The organism is Solibacillus sp. FSL H8-0538 (assembly GCF_038003525.1).
Lineage (GTDB): Bacteria > Bacillota > Bacilli > Bacillales_A > Planococcaceae > JBBOPI01.
Genome location: NZ_JBBOPI010000002.1, coordinates 153,489 through 175,614, shown reverse-complemented (window position 1 = coordinate 175,614; position 22,126 = coordinate 153,489). Strand labels below are relative to the sequence as shown.

General features: G+C 36.9%; 21 protein-coding genes, 2 pseudogenes and 1 riboswitch. Of the genes and pseudogenes, 14 read left to right on the top strand and 9 right to left on the bottom strand.

The features are described 5' to 3' along the window. Positions 1-56: 56 nt before the first annotated feature. On the bottom strand, positions 57-1,442 hold the full coding sequence (locus tag MHH87_RS18735; protein WP_340751384.1) for a tryptophanase: 1,386 nt from the start codon (positions 1,440-1,442) through the stop codon (positions 57-59). An 857-nt stretch (positions 1,443-2,299) separates the two neighbouring features. Here MHH87_RS18735 and MHH87_RS18995 point away from each other — a divergent pair. Further along, positions 2,300-2,458 (top strand): annotated as a pseudogene (locus tag MHH87_RS18995) (IS3 family transposase); the annotation flags it as partial. Between the two features lie 364 nt (positions 2,459-2,822). Here MHH87_RS18995 and MHH87_RS18730 read toward each other — a convergent pair. Beyond that, positions 2,823-2,960, bottom strand: coding sequence for a YjcZ family sporulation protein (locus MHH87_RS18730; RefSeq protein WP_340751383.1), 138 nt, complete (start codon positions 2,958-2,960; stop codon positions 2,823-2,825). 353 nt (positions 2,961-3,313) lie between these two features. Between MHH87_RS18730 and MHH87_RS18725 the strand changes: the two genes are divergently transcribed. The 4 genes from MHH87_RS18725 to MHH87_RS18710 all read left to right on the top strand — a co-directional run bounded on the left by MHH87_RS18725 (position 3,314) and on the right by MHH87_RS18710 (position 6,373). Beyond that, positions 3,314-3,556 carry a hypothetical protein gene (locus MHH87_RS18725; RefSeq protein WP_340751380.1) on the top strand — a complete coding sequence of 81 codons (243 nt, stop codon included), beginning with the start codon at positions 3,314-3,316 and terminating at the stop codon, positions 3,554-3,556. 239 nt (positions 3,557-3,795) lie between these two features. Next, positions 3,796-4,035: a hypothetical protein gene (locus tag MHH87_RS18720; protein WP_340751379.1), complete on the top strand. Its 240-nt coding sequence runs from the start codon at positions 3,796-3,798 to the stop codon at positions 4,033-4,035. Between the two features lie 528 nt (positions 4,036-4,563). Then, positions 4,564-5,487 carry a hypothetical protein gene (locus MHH87_RS18715; RefSeq protein WP_340751377.1) on the top strand — a complete coding sequence of 308 codons (924 nt, stop codon included), beginning with the start codon at positions 4,564-4,566 and terminating at the stop codon, positions 5,485-5,487. A gap of 247 nt (positions 5,488-5,734) precedes the next feature. Beyond that, positions 5,735-6,373 (top strand): alpha/beta family hydrolase, encoded by a 639-nt coding sequence (locus MHH87_RS18710; protein ID WP_340751375.1) that lies wholly within the window; start codon positions 5,735-5,737, stop codon positions 6,371-6,373. 730 nt (positions 6,374-7,103) lie between these two features. Here the strand turns inward: MHH87_RS18710 and MHH87_RS18705 are convergent. After that, entirely contained in the window at positions 7,104-7,634 is a 531-nt protein-coding gene (locus MHH87_RS18705; RefSeq protein WP_340751373.1) for a GNAT family N-acetyltransferase, read from the bottom strand. A 550-nt stretch (positions 7,635-8,184) separates the two neighbouring features. Here MHH87_RS18705 and MHH87_RS18700 point away from each other — a divergent pair. After that, on the top strand, positions 8,185-8,694 hold the full coding sequence (locus MHH87_RS18700; RefSeq protein ID WP_340751371.1) for a MepB family protein: 510 nt from the start codon (positions 8,185-8,187) through the stop codon (positions 8,692-8,694). Between the two features lie 157 nt (positions 8,695-8,851). On the opposite strand, the pseudogene tnpC reads toward MHH87_RS18700, so the two are convergent. The 3 genes and pseudogenes from tnpC to tnpA (MHH87_RS18685) form a co-directional block, all read right to left on the bottom strand. Beyond that, positions 8,852-10,440: pseudogene (tnpC, locus tag MHH87_RS18695) on the bottom strand (IS66 family transposase). A 38-nt stretch (positions 10,441-10,478) separates the two neighbouring features. Beyond that, positions 10,479-10,832, bottom strand: a complete 354-nt coding sequence (tnpB, locus tag MHH87_RS18690; RefSeq protein WP_340751369.1) for an IS66 family insertion sequence element accessory protein TnpB — start codon at positions 10,830-10,832, stop codon at positions 10,479-10,481. Further along, complete coding sequence (gene tnpA, locus MHH87_RS18685; protein ID WP_340751367.1) at positions 10,822-11,136, bottom strand: IS66 family insertion sequence element accessory protein TnpA; 315 nt, start codon at positions 11,134-11,136, stop codon at positions 10,822-10,824. The genes tnpB and tnpA (MHH87_RS18685) overlap by 11 nt, the downstream gene beginning before the upstream one ends. 415 nt (positions 11,137-11,551) lie before the next feature. Between tnpA (MHH87_RS18685) and MHH87_RS18680 the strand changes: the two genes are divergently transcribed. The 4 genes from MHH87_RS18680 to tnpA (MHH87_RS18665) all read left to right on the top strand — a co-directional run bounded on the left by MHH87_RS18680 (position 11,552) and on the right by tnpA (MHH87_RS18665) (position 16,453). Further along, a complete protein-coding gene (locus MHH87_RS18680; RefSeq protein WP_340751366.1) occupies positions 11,552-13,333 on the top strand; it encodes a sigma-54 interaction domain-containing protein in 1,782 nt (593 codons plus the stop codon). 67 nt (positions 13,334-13,400) lie between these two features. Continuing rightward, the gene (locus tag MHH87_RS18675) at positions 13,401-13,547 is read left to right on the top strand and encodes a HepT-like ribonuclease domain-containing protein (protein ID WP_340751426.1); all 147 of its coding nucleotides are present in this window, start codon (positions 13,401-13,403) and stop codon (positions 13,545-13,547) included. A 494-nt stretch (positions 13,548-14,041) separates the two neighbouring features. After that, a complete protein-coding gene (locus MHH87_RS18670) occupies positions 14,042-15,556 on the top strand; it encodes an APC family permease (protein WP_340751364.1) in 1,515 nt (504 codons plus the stop codon). 152 nt (positions 15,557-15,708) lie between these two features. Next, a riboswitch (TPP riboswitch) is annotated at positions 15,709-15,806 on the top strand. A gap of 173 nt (positions 15,807-15,979) precedes the next feature. Then, positions 15,980-16,453, top strand: a complete 474-nt coding sequence (gene tnpA, locus MHH87_RS18665; RefSeq protein ID WP_340751362.1) for an IS200/IS605 family transposase — start codon at positions 15,980-15,982, stop codon at positions 16,451-16,453. 273 nt (positions 16,454-16,726) lie between these two features. Here the strand turns inward: tnpA (MHH87_RS18665) and MHH87_RS18660 are convergent, their stop codons facing one another. From MHH87_RS18660 to MHH87_RS18650, 3 genes are all read right to left on the bottom strand, one after another. Next, the gene (locus MHH87_RS18660; RefSeq protein ID WP_340751360.1) at positions 16,727-16,879 is read right to left on the bottom strand and encodes a hypothetical protein; all 153 of its coding nucleotides are present in this window, start codon (positions 16,877-16,879) and stop codon (positions 16,727-16,729) included. Between the two features lie 5 nt (positions 16,880-16,884). Next, positions 16,885-17,310 carry an S-layer homology domain-containing protein gene (locus MHH87_RS18655; RefSeq protein WP_340751358.1) on the bottom strand — a complete coding sequence of 142 codons (426 nt, stop codon included), beginning with the start codon at positions 17,308-17,310 and terminating at the stop codon, positions 16,885-16,887. A 1,155-nt stretch (positions 17,311-18,465) separates the two neighbouring features. Further along, positions 18,466-18,885 (bottom strand): hypothetical protein, encoded by a 420-nt coding sequence (locus MHH87_RS18650; RefSeq protein WP_340751356.1) that lies wholly within the window; start codon positions 18,883-18,885, stop codon positions 18,466-18,468. Between the two features lie 1,054 nt (positions 18,886-19,939). Here MHH87_RS18650 and MHH87_RS18645 point away from each other — a divergent pair. The 4 genes from MHH87_RS18645 (at position 19,940) to MHH87_RS18630 (ending at position 22,099) form a co-directional block, all read left to right on the top strand. After that, positions 19,940-20,410, top strand: coding sequence for a GNAT family N-acetyltransferase (locus MHH87_RS18645; RefSeq protein WP_340751354.1), 471 nt, complete (start codon positions 19,940-19,942; stop codon positions 20,408-20,410). 87 nt (positions 20,411-20,497) lie between these two features. Continuing rightward, positions 20,498-21,013, top strand: coding sequence for a phage tail protein (locus tag MHH87_RS18640; protein WP_340751352.1), 516 nt, complete (start codon positions 20,498-20,500; stop codon positions 21,011-21,013). A gap of 36 nt (positions 21,014-21,049) precedes the next feature. After that, positions 21,050-21,550: a phage tail protein gene (locus MHH87_RS18635; protein WP_340751350.1), complete on the top strand. Its 501-nt coding sequence runs from the start codon at positions 21,050-21,052 to the stop codon at positions 21,548-21,550. Positions 21,551-21,565: 15 nt separating this feature from the next. After that, a complete protein-coding gene (locus MHH87_RS18630) occupies positions 21,566-22,099 on the top strand; it encodes a phage tail protein (RefSeq protein ID WP_340751348.1) in 534 nt (177 codons plus the stop codon). The last annotated feature ends 27 nt before the right edge of the window (positions 22,100-22,126 follow it).

Here is a 22,126-nt window from a genome sequence, read left to right as displayed (position 1 = left end):
CACCTCCATTGTTTTGGGGACTTCATAGCAAAAAGTATTTCTAACTTAAATCAAATTCAAAGTAATTCAAATCCAGCAGTAAAGTGTCTTAAAGACGTAATTGGTCCTTCATATACAAGTTTCATTCCTTTATATTCATTTCGATTTTTGTATATCTCACCTAAAGCATTAGCTATAACATCCATATGACTATTTGTATATACTCTTCTTGAGATACCTATTCTCATCGTTTCTACGTCAGGCCATATAGGTTCTTGAGTAACGGGATCTTTTGAGCCAAATGCACACGCACCTAATTCGACAGCACGAACTCCGGCTTCTTCATAAAGAGCTACAACGAGACGTTGAGAAGGAAATTCGTGTTGTGGAATATGCGGGAAAAACCTTCTACCATCAACATAAACTCCGTGTCCTCCAGTTGGTTTTACAATAGGAACACCCTTTTCTTCAAGCCGATCTCCAAGGTATTTCACCTGGTTAATACGATACTCTAAATATTGCTGATCGCATCCCTCTTGCAACCCAACTGCAAGCGCCTCTAAATCTCGCCCTGTTAATCCGCCATATGTGATAAATCCTTCATGTACAATCGCTAATTGCTGTGCCATTTGAAGAACTTCTTCATCCCTTGTAACAAAGAGACCCCCAATATTAACTAGACCATCTTTTTTTGAACTCATTGTAGCCGTCTCACAATACGAAAACATTTCCCTTGTAATCTCTTTAATTGACTTATTTTTATATCCATCTTCTCTTTGTTGAATAAAGTAAGCGTTCTCTGCTAAACGCGCACTATCTATTACAACAGGAATATTATATCTTCCTGCTAATGCACTCACTTCTCTAATATTTTGCATGGAAACGGGCTGTCCACCGTTGTTATTACAAGTAACCGTTATAATGACAACCGAAATTTGCTCGCTTCCTTTTTCTTCAATTAAATTTTCTATTTTATTAATATCGATGTTTCCTTTAAATGGGTGAGCAGCACTTGCAGTATCTTTCCCTTCGTCAATCACATAGTCAACTGGAATTGCCCCTAATACTTCTGCATTCCCTCTAAACGTATCAAAATGCATATTACCAATTGCATATTTTCCTTCTTTGGCATACAACTTGGCCATTATATAATCCGCAGCTCTTCCCTGGTGAGTTGGCTGTACATATGGCATACCAAATATATCTTGAACAGACTCTTCTAATTTGTAAAAACTTTTACTTCCAGCGTAAGATTCGTCTCCCAACATTAATGCGGACCACTGCTCGCTACTCATGGCAGATGTTCCACTGTCTGTTAAACAATCAATATATACATTTTCAGCCTTTATTTTAAACGCATTGTAGTTTGCCTCCTTTAACCACCCTTGGCGTTCCTCCTTAGTAGTCTTCTTTATTCTCTCTACCATCTTTATTCGAAATGGTTCTGCTGTCATAAATTTCATATTTTTCCCTCCTTATTTCTTGCATCTTGTTTTGATATATATATATGCAAAAAAAACGACATTATGAAAATTTTTTTACACTTATGAAAAAATTTTCATCAAGCTTACGGAAATCCCCCATCTCGAAACGTTTAGATACTATAACCCAACCACTCAAACAAATCAGACATACTGAAGAAATGAAGCTCACCATAAACGAGGACTTTCTCCATCAAAAATAACAGCTCTTCCTTCCGAATCTTCGCAAGAAATCGAAAAGCTTCAATCGATAACGGAAACAACTAGAGCAGAAAAACCAGAAACTAGCAGAAAAAATAGAGGGCATTCTCACATCAAATAGTAAGGGCATCGCCATCAAAATCAGAGAAAAACACATTGAACAAAGCGTCTTAAAAATGAAGCTCTAACGCAATACGCAACAACAAAAGGATGGCAACTCTTCGGAAAACTTTTCAGTTCTACGCGAATCGAAATCGAATAGAAACAGTACATTGCTGCCTATATTAACGAACATTTCTCAGTGCAGTAGACGCATGCGCTACATGAATATCACGAACGTCTGGTTGAATAGAGAAAGAGCCAATTCCGATTGAAATCCAATCAGAATTGGCTCTTTTTTTATCTTATTAACTCACTTTTGAATGCCCCTATTACATTCATTTTCGTAATTTCTTATTATTTCATTTAGCATTGAGCAGTATTAAGGGCAACTTAACCAACGTACAATTATTTCACACAGACCGTGGTTCCGAATTTGATAATCAATTAATGGCAGAAGTAACTGAGGCATTCGGTATTCAACGTTCACTAAGTGCAAAGGGATGTCCCTATGATAGACATGAGCAGAAGCCACATACAAGAGTTTTAAAATCGAATTTGTGTACCAACGCACGTTCCTTTCACTTGAACAGCTAGATCTTGCACTTTGGGATTATGTGAGCTGGTTCAATAACATTCGAATTCATCAAACAATGGGCTATCTAACGCCAATTGAGTTTAAGCAGCGGTCCTTATAAAAGTTGTTCAGTTTAGTGTTGACATTCGATATATAGTTGTAAAAATTAGAGATGGCATTAATCTTATCAATACTTTCTTTTGAAAAATAAATATTCATGTTACGTATTTTGAGGAAGATATTGTCAGTATACGGAGGGGATGGGTCACGTCCTTTTCAAAGTGCCCACACCAATAAATAAAGAGGGGTGGGGATAAATTAGCTTCACACTACAATTACAGTAGGGTTATAGCGTATGAAAGAGGTTTGGAGACTATTTGATTTTGGAAACAACTATGACGATGATGGAGGCTTTAGCCATATCCATTAAAAGATAGTCTGAATGAAAGTTAAATCCTATTTTTTTACACTTAAAATTGGAAATGTTAATACTTTGTATGCATTAAAGTAGCGCCGACAATAATTAAAAGAATGAATAGTACAACGATTAGAACGAATGTTGAACCATTGTTATTGCCTCCGCAGTAATTATTATTATTACCTACATATCCAGTGTATCCCATGAAAATTCCTCCTTTCCTCATTATTCTATTCATCAAAGTGGAGGAAGGGTAGGGCAAAAAGAACATGAACAGGTCTTTGTTGCTGTAACGTCCAAAGATTTTATGAAGCAGCTAATATATAAAATTTTATTTACTGAACAATGGGAGGAAATTAATGAATAGGGTAATCAATATTAATTTCGAACACGTTTATTAATTTTGAGGGAAATCAAGAACTAAGTTAAGTTGGCAATAAATTATTTCCCGAAAATGGCAAGTTGCCTTCATGCCTTTGCAATAATAGAGGGCGATGATTACTTATTCGGCAGCCGAATCGTTCAATTGAGGGCAGAAAAATGAGTTAGGAGTATAGAATGGAATCGTTCACTTTATTAGTAGTTGGTGAGAAACTACCTCCCCATCGACATTTGCATAAATTATCGAAAAAATTTATTACTATTTTTCTTAAGGAACGGGAGAAAGAAGCATTTAGAGAAGTGGATTATTATCAAATCCTTGTTGCAGAACATGATTTTGGTGATGAACATCGAGAATGTATATACGCTCCGGTCATTCCCGTACATAGAGTCTTTTTGCATCAAGTTGAAACCATTTAGTCAAATTTGCATGCAGAAATGATTCTTTGTACGATGCAGCACGAACACCCCATCGTATATCTTGATGAGACGGAATACGAGGGATATTGTGTTTATGCAAAAGAGTTAAATGAAAAGATTCTTTTTTTAGATACAAATATAGAACAGCTCAGCAAAATGTTCTTAAGGATGCCAAAAGAAGAGAATGTGGAGAAAATTATGGAGAATTGGTTACTTTCTAAAATATAAGGAAGAATTAGATGTTAAGTAAACAAGAAGTTGATGCCCTGTTAGCACAAGCTCGGAAAAAACCGATTCGAAAGGCAAATCAAGCGGACTTAGAAATAGTTGTGAACCATTTAAATTTGATGCTTGCCAAACATCAACAGGCTGGTTTACCTGACGCAGTTGAAAATACACGAAACCTAATTGAAAATATTGAACACTGTAACTTTGAAGTTCAAGAAGAAACTAAAAAAAATATCACCTTCTCATTTTAGTTCCTTCATGAAGATGCATTGTATCAGCTAAAAGATTCCTGTTTTTTGATGATTGAAAAGGAGAGGGATAGCTACTGATTCGGCAGTCGAATCATTTACACAAGAGCTGGATTGAAGATTATACGGAAATTCTCATTTTTTTTCTATCCTTACTTTATAGGGAGGTGTCTTTTGATGAAGAACGTGTAGATTTGAAATAAAGTCGCGACGTTTAAAAAAAGTTTGACTGAAAATCCTGAGTTGAAATGCAGGATTTTTTCTTGTTCCACAAACGGGCCAGATTGTGGAGTAACAATCTTTTAAGAAATGTTACCTAACGACGCTTTCGGTGCGTTTTAAAAAGTGGTAAAATTTTCTTGATGGCGTTAATTAATTGTATAATGAAATAAAAAAATACGATTAATCATTTGGATGAAAAAGAATTAAAATCATTATTACTTCAATTTTTTTTGCGTATGAAAACTGTCGAGGAAAGAAAAGGATATTTAGTGCAGTAATTCTTTATACAGGAAAGGTTGCTGAAAGAAAATGAAATCAATACTCAAAATACCCATGAATCCAATAGCTAATCTGAACGAAGAGCTGAAACAAATGACGCCTCTTTCGATTGCACTTGGACATGAAAACGATGTATTTGTCCTACTTGTGGAAGAGCAAATTCCACTAATCGATGGTTGCTTCCCTGCAACCGTTACGGAAAAAAGCTATAGATATCAAGTCATTCATCTGAAAGATGGACAGAAGAAAGTGCTGGATTTGCCGAAAGAGACATGGAATTATCATTACATACAGCCGATTGATAACGAACATATTCTACTTGTATGTGCACGGTCGTATTACCATGATGCACAAAATATTGAAGAAAACGCACGTGTCTATGATGAAAATGGGTGTTTTATCCGATCATTTTGTTTAGGAGATGGTATTGAGCATGTGTACGTAACAAAGAATCAAGAGATTTGGACAGGGTACTTTGATGAAGGAGTTTTCGGCAATTACGGCTGGGAGAATCCGGTTGGCCAAAGCGGGCTAGTTGGCTGGGATGCGTCTGGTGGTAAGAAGGATTCGCTTGAAGAGGATGAGGAATATTTTATTTTTGAGTGTTTGGCGCTGAATGGTATAGATGATGGAGGAATTTGTTTTTTCTTCAGCACAGATTCGAAGATTGGAGTACGGAGAGAGGGTCTCACATCGTATTATTCACCCGAAGATATTTATTTTCGGGCGTTTGCGGTGAATGGGGAGACGATCGTTGCACACCAAGGCAGAGGAGAACGTACACTCTTTGAGTTACAACGTGAAGGTAATGAATATAAGACTGTCCGTAAAATCGAGCTGATGAAGCCGGATGGTAAGCCTATCGAACCGCAATTAGTGAATAACCGTGAGAGCAAGTTGCTGTTTTTGGACGGGGATGAGCTGTATATGTATGAAGCGAAATCCGGTGCGTGACGGTTGAGTGGTAAGGAATATAGGTTTAGTATCGCTCAGTAAAAGGGATGATTTATTGCTTAAAAACAGCAGTGCAACTATCTTGGCTATTCGCATTTGCGAGCAACCGTCATGCAACGTTATACCAGAATCGGGCCATAATATTGAATAACAATTTTTTAAGATATGTAGACGCTTTGGTAATCAATTTAAGAAGGATATAAGATAGTTTCGTTGAAGTAAGTGGTTTTAAAGGGAGGGAGATTTAATGAAAGTAACCAGTAAAGAAACACCCAAAAAAATTAAATATACGTATATTGAAAATAATTCTAAAACAATTTGTTTTATGTTATCGGGTTCAAATTATTTATATGACAAACCGTTAATGTATTATTCAAAAATGGAAATGCTTCAAAATAATTTCGATGTTGTTCAAGTTCATTATTCTTATGAACCTACATTATTTGAGAAAGATGTGGAGTATTTTAGAAACGTAATAATTGAAGAGGTAGATTCTGTAATTGAAGAGGTTCTTGCTACAAGGGAATATAAAGAAATTATATTCTTAGGAAAATCTTTAGGGACAATTCCAATTAGTTTTAAATATGCAAATAATAATACTTCACAAAATACTAAATTAGTATTGTTTACACCTTTACTAAAAATTGACGGTTTATATGAAAATATAATGCGAAGTTCGAATGAAATTTTAATGATAATTGGTACAAATGATGGTCATTATGAACCTAATAAAATTAGGGAAATTCAAATGAAGCCTAATTTTACTTTAATTGAAATAGCCCGTGCTAATCATTCTTTAGATGTTGAACCAATCAACACAACCGAATCCTTAAAAGCTATGACAAAAGTAAACGACGCACTACATTACTTTATTATCAATGAATAAATACATACACTTATTCATTGATAAATGAGAAAACGTTCCCAAATCAAAGTTTGGAGAGAGACCGAAATCCAAGAAATGCTGTTAAACCAGCATTTCTTGGATTTTCCTTTAAAATATTGTTTATACAGCTTTTTTTTGCAAATATATAAACAGGGCTACGATAGTACTTTTCAAGATTATGTAGAGTGTATTATCTGAATAAAAACCTGTATATTTGACGCTTTAAAACAAACTGAATTTTTTATCGTTCCTATACTTCAATTACAGGGCCTTTAATTGAAAAACGATATTCAACAATCGGGCGCGATTCTGTAACAAGGATCTGCGCCTGTTTTCATTAAAGGGCCAGATTGTTGAACAAGTGAAAGTATAAAATCTTTAATATAAACTGTTATCAATTTAGAATTAACTCTGAAGAACCATATGATAATTAAATGAGATTTTTCAGTAGCTGGATCAGTCATTTTTATTGAAAGGTAGGAATTTAAAAAGAATTTTCCTACCTTTTGGTCTTTCTGTGAATTTAAAGGGAGGGATTTACTTCTTTAAGAAAGTCGAGCGCAGGTAATTGTATTAATCATTCGGAAGGCGTTTATATATTTGTCTATTGAATGTGGATAATAGCGCTTGGCACCTGGTACGTTCCAAGGCACAAATGCTCGTTCATTTTATATTCCTAAAATCGGCTTTCTACAGCGTATGAATGCGCTATAATTTCTCCCAATAAAGACTAAATAAATAATCCCATCAAAATCGTGTTGTAATAAATTCCATTAATTAAATTGTCTTTTTTAATGAGGCCTTCTTTTTCAAACCCGAGCTTTTCGTACAATTTAATGGCTAGAACATTATCTTCTCTAGTTACGAGACTAATTTTGTTAGTTATCCCATTTGAGGATGCCCACTGGATCATTTGTTCCATCATTTTTCTGCCTAAGCCTAGTCCAGTAAACTGTTCGCTAATAACGATTCCTAATGTACCTACATGTTTCATTCTGTCCTTCTGGCTAGAATTAATGGATGCTATACTAATAATTTCATCATTTATGGTTGCAAGTAATATGATGGAGTTTTGTTCCAGGCGTGTAGATTCTATAAACTCTTTATATTCCTCTTTATTGCGTTTAAATTCATTTTTTCCGAATGAAAGAAAATCAGTTTCTCCACCCACGATATTATAGAAATCGATCATATGTTGGGCGTATTCTTTAGTCGCCTCTTTTATCGTTACTTCATTTCCATCTTTTAAACGAAATTTCATTATATCTCTCAGCTACTTTCTAGTTTGATCTGTTTAACAAAGTTTGATTTTAGATTAAACGGTACAATTAATTCTACCTATTGAAGTTTTCATTACTTTGTACTCCTCTGAACATTATAGATTAGTCGATCTTTTGAAACCATTCAAAAGATCGATTTTGTTTCATCTTTCAGATACACTACGGTAAACAGTTTAATGGTGAAACATCTTATATATTAGTTATTCCACAAACGGGCGCGATTGTGGAAGAAGCGACTCTTATCTTAAAAGCTCTCATTTTGTTCAATGTTTTTTCAAAATATGCTTTTGTTCTGTCATTAAATGAATGTTTGCAGCACCTTCTTAATCAATTTTTTTTTTACAAAGCAACAACAAAAGAGTTCAAACATATTTGATATATAAAATATGTTTGAACTCTTTATTTACATATGTTTGAATGTCGTTACCCTAAGATAAGTTTATAATAAAGTTTGATACAAATTACGTCGACAGGATGGATTATGACTATTCAGCAATCAGGCCATTTTGTGTGAAATTTAGGAGTGAAGAAATGAATAATTTTTTTACAGCATTAACTTATGTAAATAAAATGATTTATGAGTCGAATCACTTAACTGTAAAGTCAATTCAAGAAGAAAAGCAAAATTCTAAGTATGGTGCTGGTACATTTCAATTATCTTCTAAAACAGTTCGATTCAGAGTTTCGAATATAACCCCTACCAAAGTAGGGCAGTTTGTTGCATTTTGGGAAAAGTACGAAAATAATCAAAATCAACCTTACTTATTTGAGGAAGCCCCTGATTTATTAGTTATAACTACCTTTAAAAATGAAAATGAGTTTGGGCAATTTATTTTTCCAAAAGAAATTCTTTTAAAACAGAACATTCTTAGGTCTTCTTCAACAAAGGGCAAAATGGCAATAAGAGTTTATCCTAGCTGGGATAGTCCGAGTAGTAAACAAGCGATGAAAACTCAAAAATGGCAGTTACCTTATTTTGTTGATATGTGTAATCCGAATAAATTACCCTTAGAAAAAGTAATAGAACTGTATTCTCTTTAATCCTCCACAATCGGGCGCGATTGTTGTAGAAACAAATGATTAATTGTTGTGGTATTGTGGTGGAAAATTTAATATTGTAGTAGAAAATGTGGTCATATGTTCGTAAGCGTCAAATAGCGCCCACCTGTTCATTTAGGGGGCGCTATTGTTATAGTTTCTATATAGTTTTTTTAGGAATATGGCAGCTGATTGGTATTTCGTCCGACCAAGGCATAAGCGCATCTAACGTTGCTTCATCTGTTACATCGATTAATGGTAACTGCTCTAAAACATAGGTCAAATAGCGAAGTGGATCTAGCTGATTTTCTTTGGCTGTTTCAACGATACTGTAAATAATAGCGCTCGCTTTAGCGCCTCTTGGAGAAGTTGAAAACATCCAAGCTTTTCTTCCCATCACGAACGGTTTAATGGAACGTTCCCCTCGGTTGTTATCTAGCTCTAGACGACCATCTTTTAAAAATACCTCGAGTTTCTTCCATTGATTTAAACAATAGGTGATGGCTTCACCTAACTTCGTTTTAGGTGCCACGCGCGCCTTTTCTGTTTTTAACCATACTAAAAAAGCATCAAGTACAGGTTTACTGTGGTCAAGACGTTCTTGATAACGAATATCTGGTGTACATTCATCCATTTTATTGATTTTTTTATCCATCGCAAATAATTGATTACAGAATTGTAGACCGATTTTAGCGGCACAGGGTTGCTCTGTATTTTGGGGGGTTGCCGGCAATGATTTCAGTGCCTCATCGAATTTTCTACGCGCATGCGCCCAGCACCCCACAAGTTCTACCTTCTGTAAATCATGGTATCCTGCATAACCATCGACATGAAGGTAACCAGAAAATCCATTTAGAAATGCCTTTGGATGTTTCCCGGCACGTGTCGTTTGATAATCATACAAGACAATTGCTGGCACGTCTCTTCCCGTCCGGTATAACCACATAAACGACTTACTTGTAGCGGCACGGCCTGGCTCGTTCAAGACTTGTAAGGTCGTTTCATCCGCATGCAGAATGTCATGGTGCAGTATTTTTTGATGCATATGTTCATAAAGGTATGTGAGCCACGCATTGGCCCCATACATCATCCAATTCGCCATTGTTTGGCGTGACAGGTGCGCTCTAACTGCTTCTCTTGGCGATAAAGTGGTAGGCCTTCACTGTATTTTTGGCTCATCAAATACGCCATCGATGATGGCGTAGCTAAGCTGCCAGGATACATAGGCGCCGGCATTTTTGCTGTAATAATTGGTGTTTCCGTTCCTTCTTTTTCACAGTGACGGCAACTATAAACATGTTGCACATGCTCGACGACTTCTACTTGTGCAGGAATAATTTTTAATTCACGGCGAATTTGCGTACTCATTTCATGTGTCTGTTTACCGCAACACAAACAAACCTGCTCTTCTTCGCTTAAACGATAGTGAATCGTTTCGACGGGCAAGTTTTCCAGCATCGCTTCCATTTGTCCTAAACGCTTTTTTCGTTTGTACGTGACGCTTTCAAGTGACGGTTCTTCTACCGACAAATCTGTTGTCATTTCCATTTCGTTGAATAAAGCTAGGACCAACTGATCCAAGTTGGATTTTTCACTCGATGCACCAAATTTCTTCTGTTGACTAAGGCGGAATTGAGCCTCCCACCAGTTGAGTTTAGCCTGCAGTGCTTCATTTTGTTTTTCCAACTCGGCATTCTTCGTTGCTAGTTCTTCCATTGTAAGTGTAGGGTTTTGTCCGATTTTTTTCATAGCTAAAGGAATTCGACCCATGTAGCCGAATTCCTTTCTCAAATGACAACTTTAGCAGAAACCTGCATATGTGCTGATTTTTGACTCATAGGTAACCCTTCTAGTAACCATTTAAACTGTCGTCCTGAAATCTTCAATGGAGAAGTTGCTTCATTTGGCCAATCAAATACACCTTCTTCTAGTCGACGATAAAATAGCCAAAAGCCATTGTAATCCCAATGAAGAATTTTCAATTTATCTTTTTTTCGATTACAGAAAACAAAAAGGTGAGACGAAAATGGATCAAGCTGAAAGCTTTCTTGTACAATCGCAGCGAGACCATCCACTGATTTTCGTAAATCAGTTGGTCCACAAGCGATAAATACTTGATCCATTCTCAGATTAGTGAACATGATTTTGTACGACCTGAAGAATTTTACTCAAAGCAGCTTCTTCAAAGTCAGACGGACATTCAATGGAAATACCATTCAGTTTTATCGTAATGGGAATGGTCTCGGGCGCAGCGGTTTCTTGAATGACAACAGGTAACCATTGTGCTGGCTGTGTTGTTTGCGTACGTGATTTACGTAACCACTGATACATACTTTTAACAGGGACATCCTGTTTAGCGCACCAATTGGCAACGTTTGATTCACCACTCGTTTGAAAAGCTTGAATACGAGACTGCCATAAAAGGCGACGTTCTGATCTTTTCATAAAAAACCTTCTACTAAATTAATTGTCATGATTGTCTCATGTCAGTTGATTTAGTAGAAGGTGTGTTGTATTTGGCGCTTACAATATTGTTATAATAAAGAAGTGCGTGATAATTGCTATGAATATCTAAACATCTCTTGTACTTTTAATACTGAAGTTACTAATATTTTTTTCTAATTCAAATACCTCGATTATTTTGTTCTAGTTGTTGTGTAAAGATGGGGGAAATGAAGATAAAACGTCTTCTTTTAATTTTTTCATATTTCAAAACCTCTTTATTATTTTTTGTTACGCTCATATTAATAACAGCAAAATTCATGCCAAGTTCTTGATTGTAAATTTCGCATTTTAAAAAAGAAATATGCGATTGATGAATAATCAATTCAAATTTGAATGTAATGGAGTGGATGTTCGAATGGATTTACAACAACTATTGTTACAGCAGTATGATGGTGTGGTAATTACAGATTTGGCAGGTATAATAAGTGATTTTTTCGTAACACCGAGTAGCTTTTTATATGAAGGGAAAATGCTATATTCACTTCAAGAGCTCGAGTTACGTATTTTCGAAGAGGAAATCTTCCCTTTAATTTCTACTAAGGAGAAACAATATTTTTATCAACGAACAAAAATGGGAATAGGAGTAATGACAACGGTTTTTACGGTTGATGATTCTCTAGCGTTTGCATATAAAAAAATTGTCGATAACGCCCAAACTTCAACATACATACCTTCTATTTCAAGTGATTTTCCTTTTGTTGTTAATAGTCCTTCAATGTATGAAGTGTATAAAACGCTTATGAAAACAAGCAAAACGGGTGTTACGGTTTTACTTTTAGGAGAGTCAGGGGTAGGAAAGGAGATGGCGGCTCGTAAAATCCATAAGTTAGGCGTACGCAAGAATGGTCCCTTTGTTGCGATTAACTGTGGAGCTATTCCGGATAATTTAATTGAAAATGAATTATTTGGGCATGTAGAGGGTGCTTATACGGGCGCATTAAAAGGCGGAAGTATCGGAAAATTCAGACAAGCAGAAAAGGGAGTTTTATTTTTAGATGAAATTGGTGAATTACCATTGCCTATGCAGGTAAAGATACTCCGTGTCCTACAAGAGCGTATTGTAACGCCAATTGGAAGTTCCAAGTCGTATCCAATCGATGTACAAATTGTATCTGCAACCAATCAAAATTTAGCGCAACTAGTCAAAGAAGGGAAGTTTCGGGAGGATCTATACTATCGCTTAAATATTGTACCGATTCATATACCGGCGCTTCGTGACCGTGTACAAGAAATTCCATCTTTAATCGCTCATTTTATCCGTAAATACAATGAAAAATATGGATTAAATGTGGTGTTTAGTAATGATGTAATTGATTTTTTATGTGTGCAGGAATGGAAAGGGAATGTACGAGAGCTTGAAAATAGTATTGAGCGTCTAGTTGTGTTAGCTGATGAAGAAGTGGTAACAAGTAACGATGTGGCACAATTACTAAAAGCTGAAGAGTGCTCAGTTTCGGTATATACTCATTTTTCACAAGTAATTCCTTTAAAAGAAGCCTTCGATTTGGTTGAAGCAGAACTCATTGAAATGGCTATGGAACGTTATAAATCAACTACATTGGCAGCGAGTGTACTAGGTATTAGCCAACCAACGATGAGTCGTAAGCTACAAAAACTTCGTGAGAATCAAACTATTTTACCGCACAAAAAGCGTGCGGTATTAGAAGAACAGCTAGATAAAAGATTGCGTTCGATTGCAGTAGTAACAGCAGTGATAATCCCTATAAAACAGGTCCTGCAAGTGATAGATGAGGACTCAGATGAGACAAGGGAGGTATTATCTGCAAAGTTGACGGAACTTCAACGTCTTGAAGGGGCCATTCACTGGGTGTATATCTTTAAGAAGGATACAGAGGGACAATTCGTTAATGTTGCGTGTTGTGACGATTTTATCATTGAGATAGGTAAAGCATATAATGGACCGTTAGAAGTAATGGATGTGGCTAACGAAGCAATGAAAGGGAAGGTCGGAGTGACATCTGTTTATGAGGATCAATATGGTAAGTGGAAAACCTGCTTTGCGCCACTGATGGGAGAAGACGGTACTATACAAGCGATAATTGGCTACGATTATAGTAATGCATATATTATGGCTGAGCTTGATCGCCTTGGACGACAATTAAACGTCAAAGTATAAAGATGTTTTGTCATTATTTTATAAAAAAAGTCGTGAAAGATTTAAATTGCTATAAGAGGCGGGCTTCATTGATGCAGATTTGACAAAAACAATGATGAACATGGTCGGCTTCCACAATAGTGCAGTACATGATTATGAAGCGTTAGAGCTTAGTATTTTAGAAGCGATTTTGGAGAAGCATATGGCTGATTTTAAGGAATTTACAAAAGAATGAAAGTGGAACGACGCCCACTTATAGAAGTCGGAAAACGATAAATGAGCGTTCAGATGAATCAAGATGGAGGGGGTTTTCGCCATCTCAATTTTCAAATCGTCTGAGCGTTTTTTTTATGGATTTTTCTATATTATAGTTCTTTCGTGGATGGTGATGTAGCGAGCACAAAATTGTAAACTATTTCTCTACATGCTAAACGCATTCAGAATGTTAGGTTTTTCCTAAAATTGAAGTGCATTTTTTTGTAGATAATGGTTGCTGCTGGTGAATGTTTTTAATAAAAAAAGTATTTATTTCGTTGAGGTAAGGCTAGCTCGTAATAATCAACTGTGAATATATTCAAAATTGATAACGGAAATTCAAATATGAATATAAAATTATGAAAGAACTATTTCATTCTACGATAAATTTACCGAATATTTAGATAATTGTAATGATGGCATGAAGATTGCTTACTAAATTGTAACTACAGTTCTAAAGGAGGTAAAAAAAACATGCAAGAAACTTTAATCCCAAAAAGTAATGAATCTATAACGGGTATCGACGCTATAACAGTAGTCCATGATAGTGATAGTGAACAACTGGCATCGCTAGGATATGAATCTGAATTTAGTCGTGACATGAGCCCGTGGGCAAACTTTTCCCTTGGCTTTACGTATCTTTCCCCGGTAGTAGGTATTTACACGCTGTTTGCATTTGCGCTTGCGACAGGTGGTCCGCCAATGATTTGGAGTTTATTCATTGTTGGATTTGGACAATTATTAGTGGCACTTGTTTTCGGTGAAGTCGTAGCACAGTACCCTGTTGCCGGTGGCGTATATCCATGGTCACGTAGATTATGGGGACGTAAGTGGGCGTGGATGACAGGATGGGTATACTTAATGGCAATCTTGACAACCATTTCTAGTGTAGCGTACGGCGCTGGACCATTTCTTGCACAAGTATTAGGGTTTGAATCATCGATCAACACAACGATTCTTTGTGCATTGGCTATTCTTGTATTATCGACGGTCATTAATTTCCTTGGGACAAAGTTTCTTGCAGCTGCAGCCATTCTTGGTTTTGCTGCGGAGCTAATCGGTGCGTTAATCGTTGGAGGTTGGTTACTTCTTACAGAAAGACACCAAAATTTAAGCGTTTTATTTGATTCTTTCGGTGCACAAAGCGGAAATAGTTACTTTTATGCTTTTGCAGCTGCCGGATTAATCGGGATTTTCCAATACTATGGTTTTGAGGCATGTGGGGACGTTGCAGAGGAAGTAAAAAACCCAGGCGTTCTTATTCCAAAAGCAATGCGTCGGACAATTTATATTGGCGGTGCGGCAGCAACTTTTGTGTGCCTTGCACTAATCCTCGCAGTGGCAGATATTCCAGCCGTAATTTCCGGTAAGGATGCATCGCCAGTGGATACAATTTTACTACAAGCCTTTGGTCCTGTTGGTTCGAAAGCGGTATTAATTATTGTTTTAATTTCCTTCCTTTCTTGTGTAATGAGTTTACAAGCGGCAGCGAGCCGACTTGCTTATTCATATGGTCGTGATGACATGATTATCGGTAGTAAATATTTAAAGAAATTTTCAGCGATTCGTCGTGTGCCACCGTATGCATTAATTTTGGCAGCGTTCATTCCAGCAATTATTGTAATTGGATCAAAAGTATCTGAAGATGCCCTAACAAAAATCATAAGCTTTGCAGCATTCGGTATGTACCTTGGCTTCCAAATGGTAGTGCTTGCAGCGCTACGTGCACGATTAAAAGGCTGGAAACCAAGCGGGAAATATCAATTAGGTAAATGGGGACTTATTGTCAATATTGCGGCCCTTGTATACGGTGTCATTGCCATGATTAATATGTGCTGGCCAAGAACGCCAGGTGTACCTTGGTATGATAACTATATCGTTCTAGTTTCAGGTATAATTGTTGTGGGCATTGGATTAATTTATATGGCCGTTCATCGTAGCTATGATAGTAGTGATGCACCTTATGGTGATGCGATTTCGAAAAAATAAACGAAGTATGTGCAATGATAATTTATATAAATTTTTGTTGACGCCTAGTAGAGTAGGAAAATAAGAGATTTTTAGTTTATACCGGAAGCGAAATAACGTTCAATATTTCACCTAATTGAATGGGTGATTTCCGTTAAAATTAATGTAATGAAATGAATTTGCGGGGGGACACGTACGTGTTGAGAAGGTAAAACCTGACCCTTAGAACCTGACAGTTAACACTGGCGTAGGGAGCAATCATAGATGTAGTCTATACTTTTCCTGCGTCTCTACTTTATAGAGGCGCTTTTTTTTGTATAAGTTGAAAACCCCTTGCTATGCGAGGGGTTCCAAAAAGCTTTTAGCTATGGACAGAAAAAAAACTCCAGTCGTAGAATGTAGTTGGGTCTGATCAACCGACTACGTACGAAAGGAGTACTAATATTGGATAACAAAAGTTTAGCACATACAACATGGAATTGTAAGTATTACATTGTTTTCGCGCCAAAGTACAGAAGACAGATAATCTATGGTCATATAAAAGCAGATGTAGGGAGAATTCTACGTCAGTTATGTGAGCGAAAAGGTGTAGAAATTATTGAAGCCACAGCGTGTCCTGACCATATACATATGTTGGTTAGAATCCCGCCGAAATTGAGTGTTTCATCATTCGTAGGATATTTAAAAGGGAAGAGTAGTTTGATGATTTTTGATCGTCATGCGAATTTGAAATATAAATACGGGAACCGAAAATTTTGGTGTAGAGGATATTATGTGGACACAGTGGGACGCAATAAAAAAGTAATTCAAGAATATATCAAAAATCAGTTACAAGAAGATATCCTGGAAGATCAAATGACGATGAAAGAATTTACAGATCCATTCACAGGAGAAGAAATAAAGCGAAGTAAAAGATAAGAAAGGCCGCTTCAGCGGTACGTGAGGAAACGGAGTGCGGTTGGCAGACCTTTCAGTATGTCTTTAGACGTGGGCCAGTAACCCAGCGTTTCACGCGCAGAGCAAACCACCAGATATACTGGTGGTTTTGATTTGCAAGTACGTCTACCAAGTAAGGAGGACATACGTTGTTTTATGTACAATGCCCTAGCGGTTACACGCTTGTAAGCCCCTCTTTTGCATTCATTTATATGCCATTCTACGCTAAACTTTTCTATTCTTTTCTAGAGGATTCTATGCAAGTGAAGCTAATACTTCCGCCTGTCCCTCGTAGCCACGCGTATTTTGCTTGACCCATTTATCGCCGACACGCCATTTGGATTGATCACCCTTGCTAGACGTGCTAATAATGCGAATCGCATCGGCCGGTATATGAATTGTTTCCATGCTTCTCACATCCAATTTACTTGAGTTTCTTCTATAATTGATGCCATTTGGCCACGTTTAATCGGATCATTTGGCCCGTAGCGTCCATCACTGTAGCCGCCAATAATGCCTTTTTGTGCAAGTGTTGCAATCGCCTTATAATAGCCATTGTTTGTTGAGACATCTTTAAAGCCTGGATTTTTTACATTGGATGTATCAAGCTTGAGCATTTTTACAATAATTGCTGCGGCCTGTCCACGTGTAATCGTGTTTCCAGGCTTAAACGTCCCATCTGCATAGCCGCCAATAATATTACGCTCAGCTAAATCATAAACAGCCTCGGCAAAGTATTGTGTTGATACGTCTGAAAATTGCTTTGTGTTTGCTGCAGCGCCTAAAGGCAAGCTACATGCCAGTGCAAGCCCACTAATGAACGTAAGTATTTTCTTCATCGTTAAATCTCCTTTATTTTGTAATGCCCTGTACAGACGGAAAAAACGAGAAATAGTTTCAACATTTTTTAAAGTTTTTTTGATAGGTCAAATATGTATATAAATGCAAGTTCGTTAATGGTGTAGTTATATGCTTTTGTTTTTGGATAGAAATTATGGATAGACAATATTGAACAATCGGGCGCAATTCTTGAAAAGGAATTGTGCCTTTTTCAGCAAACGGGCCAGTTTGTTGAGGAAAGTAAAAGCATATTTTTATAATGCAATTGAAGTTGTGAAGGATTAAACTTATGTTCTTTTTGGCATTCATTCTAATTTCAGTATAAAAAACGCTAACCGAAAGATTAACGTTTTATACATGATGGAAGGGAACACACAAGTGTATCTGGTGTTTACTGTATTAGATTCAAAAAACGATCTCTAATTATGAAAGCCCGCACGTTTCTAAAGTAAGACTGAACGATAGGATTACAAAGGTCAGGAGCAGTTTTCTAATATGGAGTAGGAGTCGGAGGAGAACAATGGAAGGAGTCAATGTCTCTTAAAGCAATCGAATATTGATTCCATCTTCCACCGAAAAACCTGTAGCCAAAAGCTCTTTCTTGTCCAACAGTGGTCAGAAAGAACCAGAAATTATCACCGTTTCTAAGCCACATATACGTGAAACGAAATATACAATTTTCAAGACCCCTTGGATTTTGGCCATAGAAAGGCATTTCTTCCATATATCGCATAAGTCAAGATTCACCCCTATTAAAATTAGACATTTAACCAGTTTATGCCTAATGTCAGAGCTTGGATTGGGTGTATGCCCTAAATAGTTTATGTAAGAGGGTAGCAGCCACTGCTGAATAGACAAGCTGCAATTCCTTGTTAAGTGACGGGTGTGTGTAAGATGAGGAAAAGATTGTTTAGGCGAGCCTATTTTCTTATTAAGAATGATAAGAAAAAAAAGGACTCGATTCCACTAAATAGGAATCGAGCCTGTATAATTAAACCCACCAGCACCAATGTGTTGCTACATACACTCGACACATTGTGAGGCTGTCGCGTGGTTGGAGTTAGTGTAAGAAAATAAAAAATAGCTGTGTTGAAAATCCTTATGTGATTCTCAGCCTCTCTGCATTTTTAATTTAAACTTTTAAATGGCTAGTTTTATTTATTCAATTCCTTATATAAAACATATTTTAAAGCAGAAATTTCATCTTCAGACAGTTTACCTTCAATTTCGGATAATACTTCATCCTTACTAATTGAACCGTTTTGCGCTTGTTCCTGAATATCAAGTAAACGATTAACGCCTACTTTTTTTATTAACACACGTGTTGCTTCTTCCTTAGTTTGGAAGGGAAGAGTATCCGGATTTGTAGTAGCTGCCTCGCTTAAAATTTCTTGAACCTTCGAATCGTTCGCGATATAGGATTTTACTTCTTCTAGATTTTCGTCATCTATAGTAGATTCCACTTTTTCGATTATTTTTTCGGAAGCGATATTTGTCCCAAAATGCCACACAGCATAGCCAGCTGCTCCGAGTAAAACAAGAATTATTACGGTAATTGTTAAAAACTTTTTCATCAACTCACTCCTGACACTTTGAATATAGCACAACTTCTCAAAAACCACGAAGAAAAGATGTTTTCTATAATTGGTTTAATTACAATTATTTGTGAACCCCGAGCAGATAAGTTTTCACCCTAATATATAGATAGCATAATTATCTATTGTAGGTACGTCTATATTTCCATCTGGGTACTTGTTCCACAATCGGGCGCTTTAATGTAGCAAGGGCACAAAAATTATCAAACATTTTTATAAAAGGAAGATTCAATTGAATTTAGAAAAAGTATATTTTGATCAATCTTTTTTTCGAAACATGCCTTTTCATTTTGTTCGTTTATCAATATTATAAGTCGGTATTTGATCAAACCATAATTCGAAATAACCAATCTTTTTGACAAAATGGTAGCCCTAAAGCACATATTGAACGCGCATCTTTTTGTAGATGCGCGTTTTTCTTCTGTAAAAATATCAACGTGTTCACCCTATTTTTAATCAGACTTTTTGAACACTTACAACGGTAGAGTATTTCTTTTCAGTTCTTTGTAATACGCCTCTAAAAACACTACAAAACGCTCTTTCTCCACCCCAGTTTGCGCAGAATGGAAAACTTTTTTGAAAAATCCAATCTTTTTTCTGTTTAGCAAATGCCACGAGGTCCCCATTGCGTAAGGTTTGCAGGACCTCGTGTTCAATAGGATGTTCCCCAATTTATAGCGCGACATCCGATACATAATTGTCCCCCACTTGCTTTATTTCCTTTTCTAAACTTTTCTATTTTTCTGTAAATTTTTCGAGTGTATCTAAAGAATGTTCTTGTGCATGCACTTATAAGTAAGTTTAAGGCCCTCTCCTCCAATACCTTTCCCTAAGACTAAAAACTTTTGTGATTTGCGCTTGTCGCGTGCAAATTTATTTGTGCGACAGCGCTTTTTTCTATACCGAGCACCAAGCTAGATTATATGCTTGAGAGTTTTCTGAGAGTTTTGATTTGTATAATAAAGTTGGGTGAAATTCATTAGTATTATCTACGAGAGTAACACTCACACGAAAAATAGAAAGAAGATGCTATATGTTAGAAATAGTAGAAGATCTAAGGCAAGAAGACGTTTTTCACTACGAGCTATTTGTCTCCACGCGCATTCATGAATTTATGGGATTACCGTTGCCCAAGCAGCAAATACAGTCACTGCTCCGCCTGCAATATGAGGCACAAACAATTGCTTATGAATGTCAATTTCCACAAGCCAAACATGAGTTAGTTTATGTCGGAGGGATCTGTATCGGCAGGATGATTACGGATATCCAAAGCGATAGCATTCATTTAGTGGATATCTCGCTGTTTCCTCAATACCGCGGGAATGGGTATGGGACGGAAGTAATGAAAGGACTTCAAAACTTTTCTATGGAAAGAGGGCTTCCTATCACGCTACAGGTTTTTCAAGGAAATCCTGCGCAGCACTTATATGAGCGATGTGGATTTTATATGACAGCAGAATTAGGTCCTTATATTGCGATGCGATGGAACCCGGATTATTCGTGATCAAAGGGATGACGTGGTATCCATTTCATTTAGTAATAATCTAGCACTTTAGTAAATGACTTTAACAAAAAAATAGAGGTGAATGGCATGAGTGAACACTATGTAGGTGAAATTCGTTTGTTCTCAGGAAACTATGCTCCTGAAGGATGGGCGCTATGCAATGGGCAATTGTTGAACATTACAGAAAATGCAATGCTGTATAGCTTAATAGGAACGACATATGGTGGGGATGGTGTAACGAATTTTGCTATACCCAATTTATGTGGAAGAATCGGTATTTCTCAAGGAAAACTAGAAACAAAAGGGAAAGAATATTTACTTGGGCAAATAGGTGGGGAAGAAACCGTCACGCTTACAGAAACGATGCTACCGAATCATACGCACCGTGTGTCTGCTTCTAATACAACAGGTACACAAAATGACCCAACTAATGCTTTTTGGGCAGTGGGCAATCAGCAATACTCCACCGAAGCATCGACGGATCAGATGAATGCCAATTTAATTGCAAGTGTGGGAGGTAACCAGCCTCATACTAATGTAATGCCATTTCTTAGTATCAGTTACATAATCGCTTTGAATGGTTACTACCCAACAAGACCCTAGTAAGAAGTAGATCGAAAAAGAAAGGATGTATACATTATGGCTGAACCATTTTTAGGGGAAATCAAACTATTCTCATATCCATTCGCGCCAAGAGGCTGGGCACTTTGTGAAGGGCAGGTTTTACAAATCAATCAAAACCAAGCGCTATACGCCGTATTAGGGACAACTTATGGCGGAGATGGGAGACAAACATTTGCCTTACCTGACTTACGTGGACGTACACCCGTACATTTTGGCGGGTCCATTACACTTGGTCAATCGGCAGGAGATGAACAACATACGTTAACAATAAATGAAATGCCCAATCATTATCATAGTGCGTTGGCTTCGTCTGATCCAGCAACAAAAAAAGCAGCAACAGGAAATGTATGGGGTCAAATGACTACTAATACGTATTCAATACAATCGAATACCAATATGCGTGCTGATGCTTTATCGACAGCAGGAGGAGGTCAACCGCATAATAACATGCAGCCGTACCTGGTATTAAATTACTGTATTGCAATTTCGGGGATTTACCCTATTCAAAACTATTGAAAGGCGGAACAGATGATGGCAGAAGCATATATAGGTGAAATTCGTATATTTACAGGGAAATACGCTCCTAAAGGTTGGGCATTGTGTGACGGACAGCTTTTATCAATCACTCAAAACACAGCGCTATATACAATTTTAGGGAAAAAATTTGGTGGAGATGGGGAAACAAACTTCGCTTTACCGAATTTACAAGGTAAAACGCCTCTCCATCAGGGGACAGGAACCGGTTTGACACCAAGAGGTTTTGCGGAAGATGGTGGCACTGCGACTACCACTTTGATACACACTGAAATTCCGGCGCATACGCATTATCCAAACTCTAAAAATTCACCAAATAATGATAGCCCTGAAAATACAATTTGGTCCGATACCAATACAACACCTAAGAATGGGGTTCTCGCTTATGTAGAATCAGCTCCAAATACTACTATGAATCCCTTAGCTTTACAAGCTGTTGGAGGAAGTCAACCGCATAATAACATGCAACCTTATTTAGCGTTAAACTTTATTATTTGCATTAACGGCGGTGAATATCCAGTGAAAGGATAGATTGTAACAACTACAATATAAAGGAGG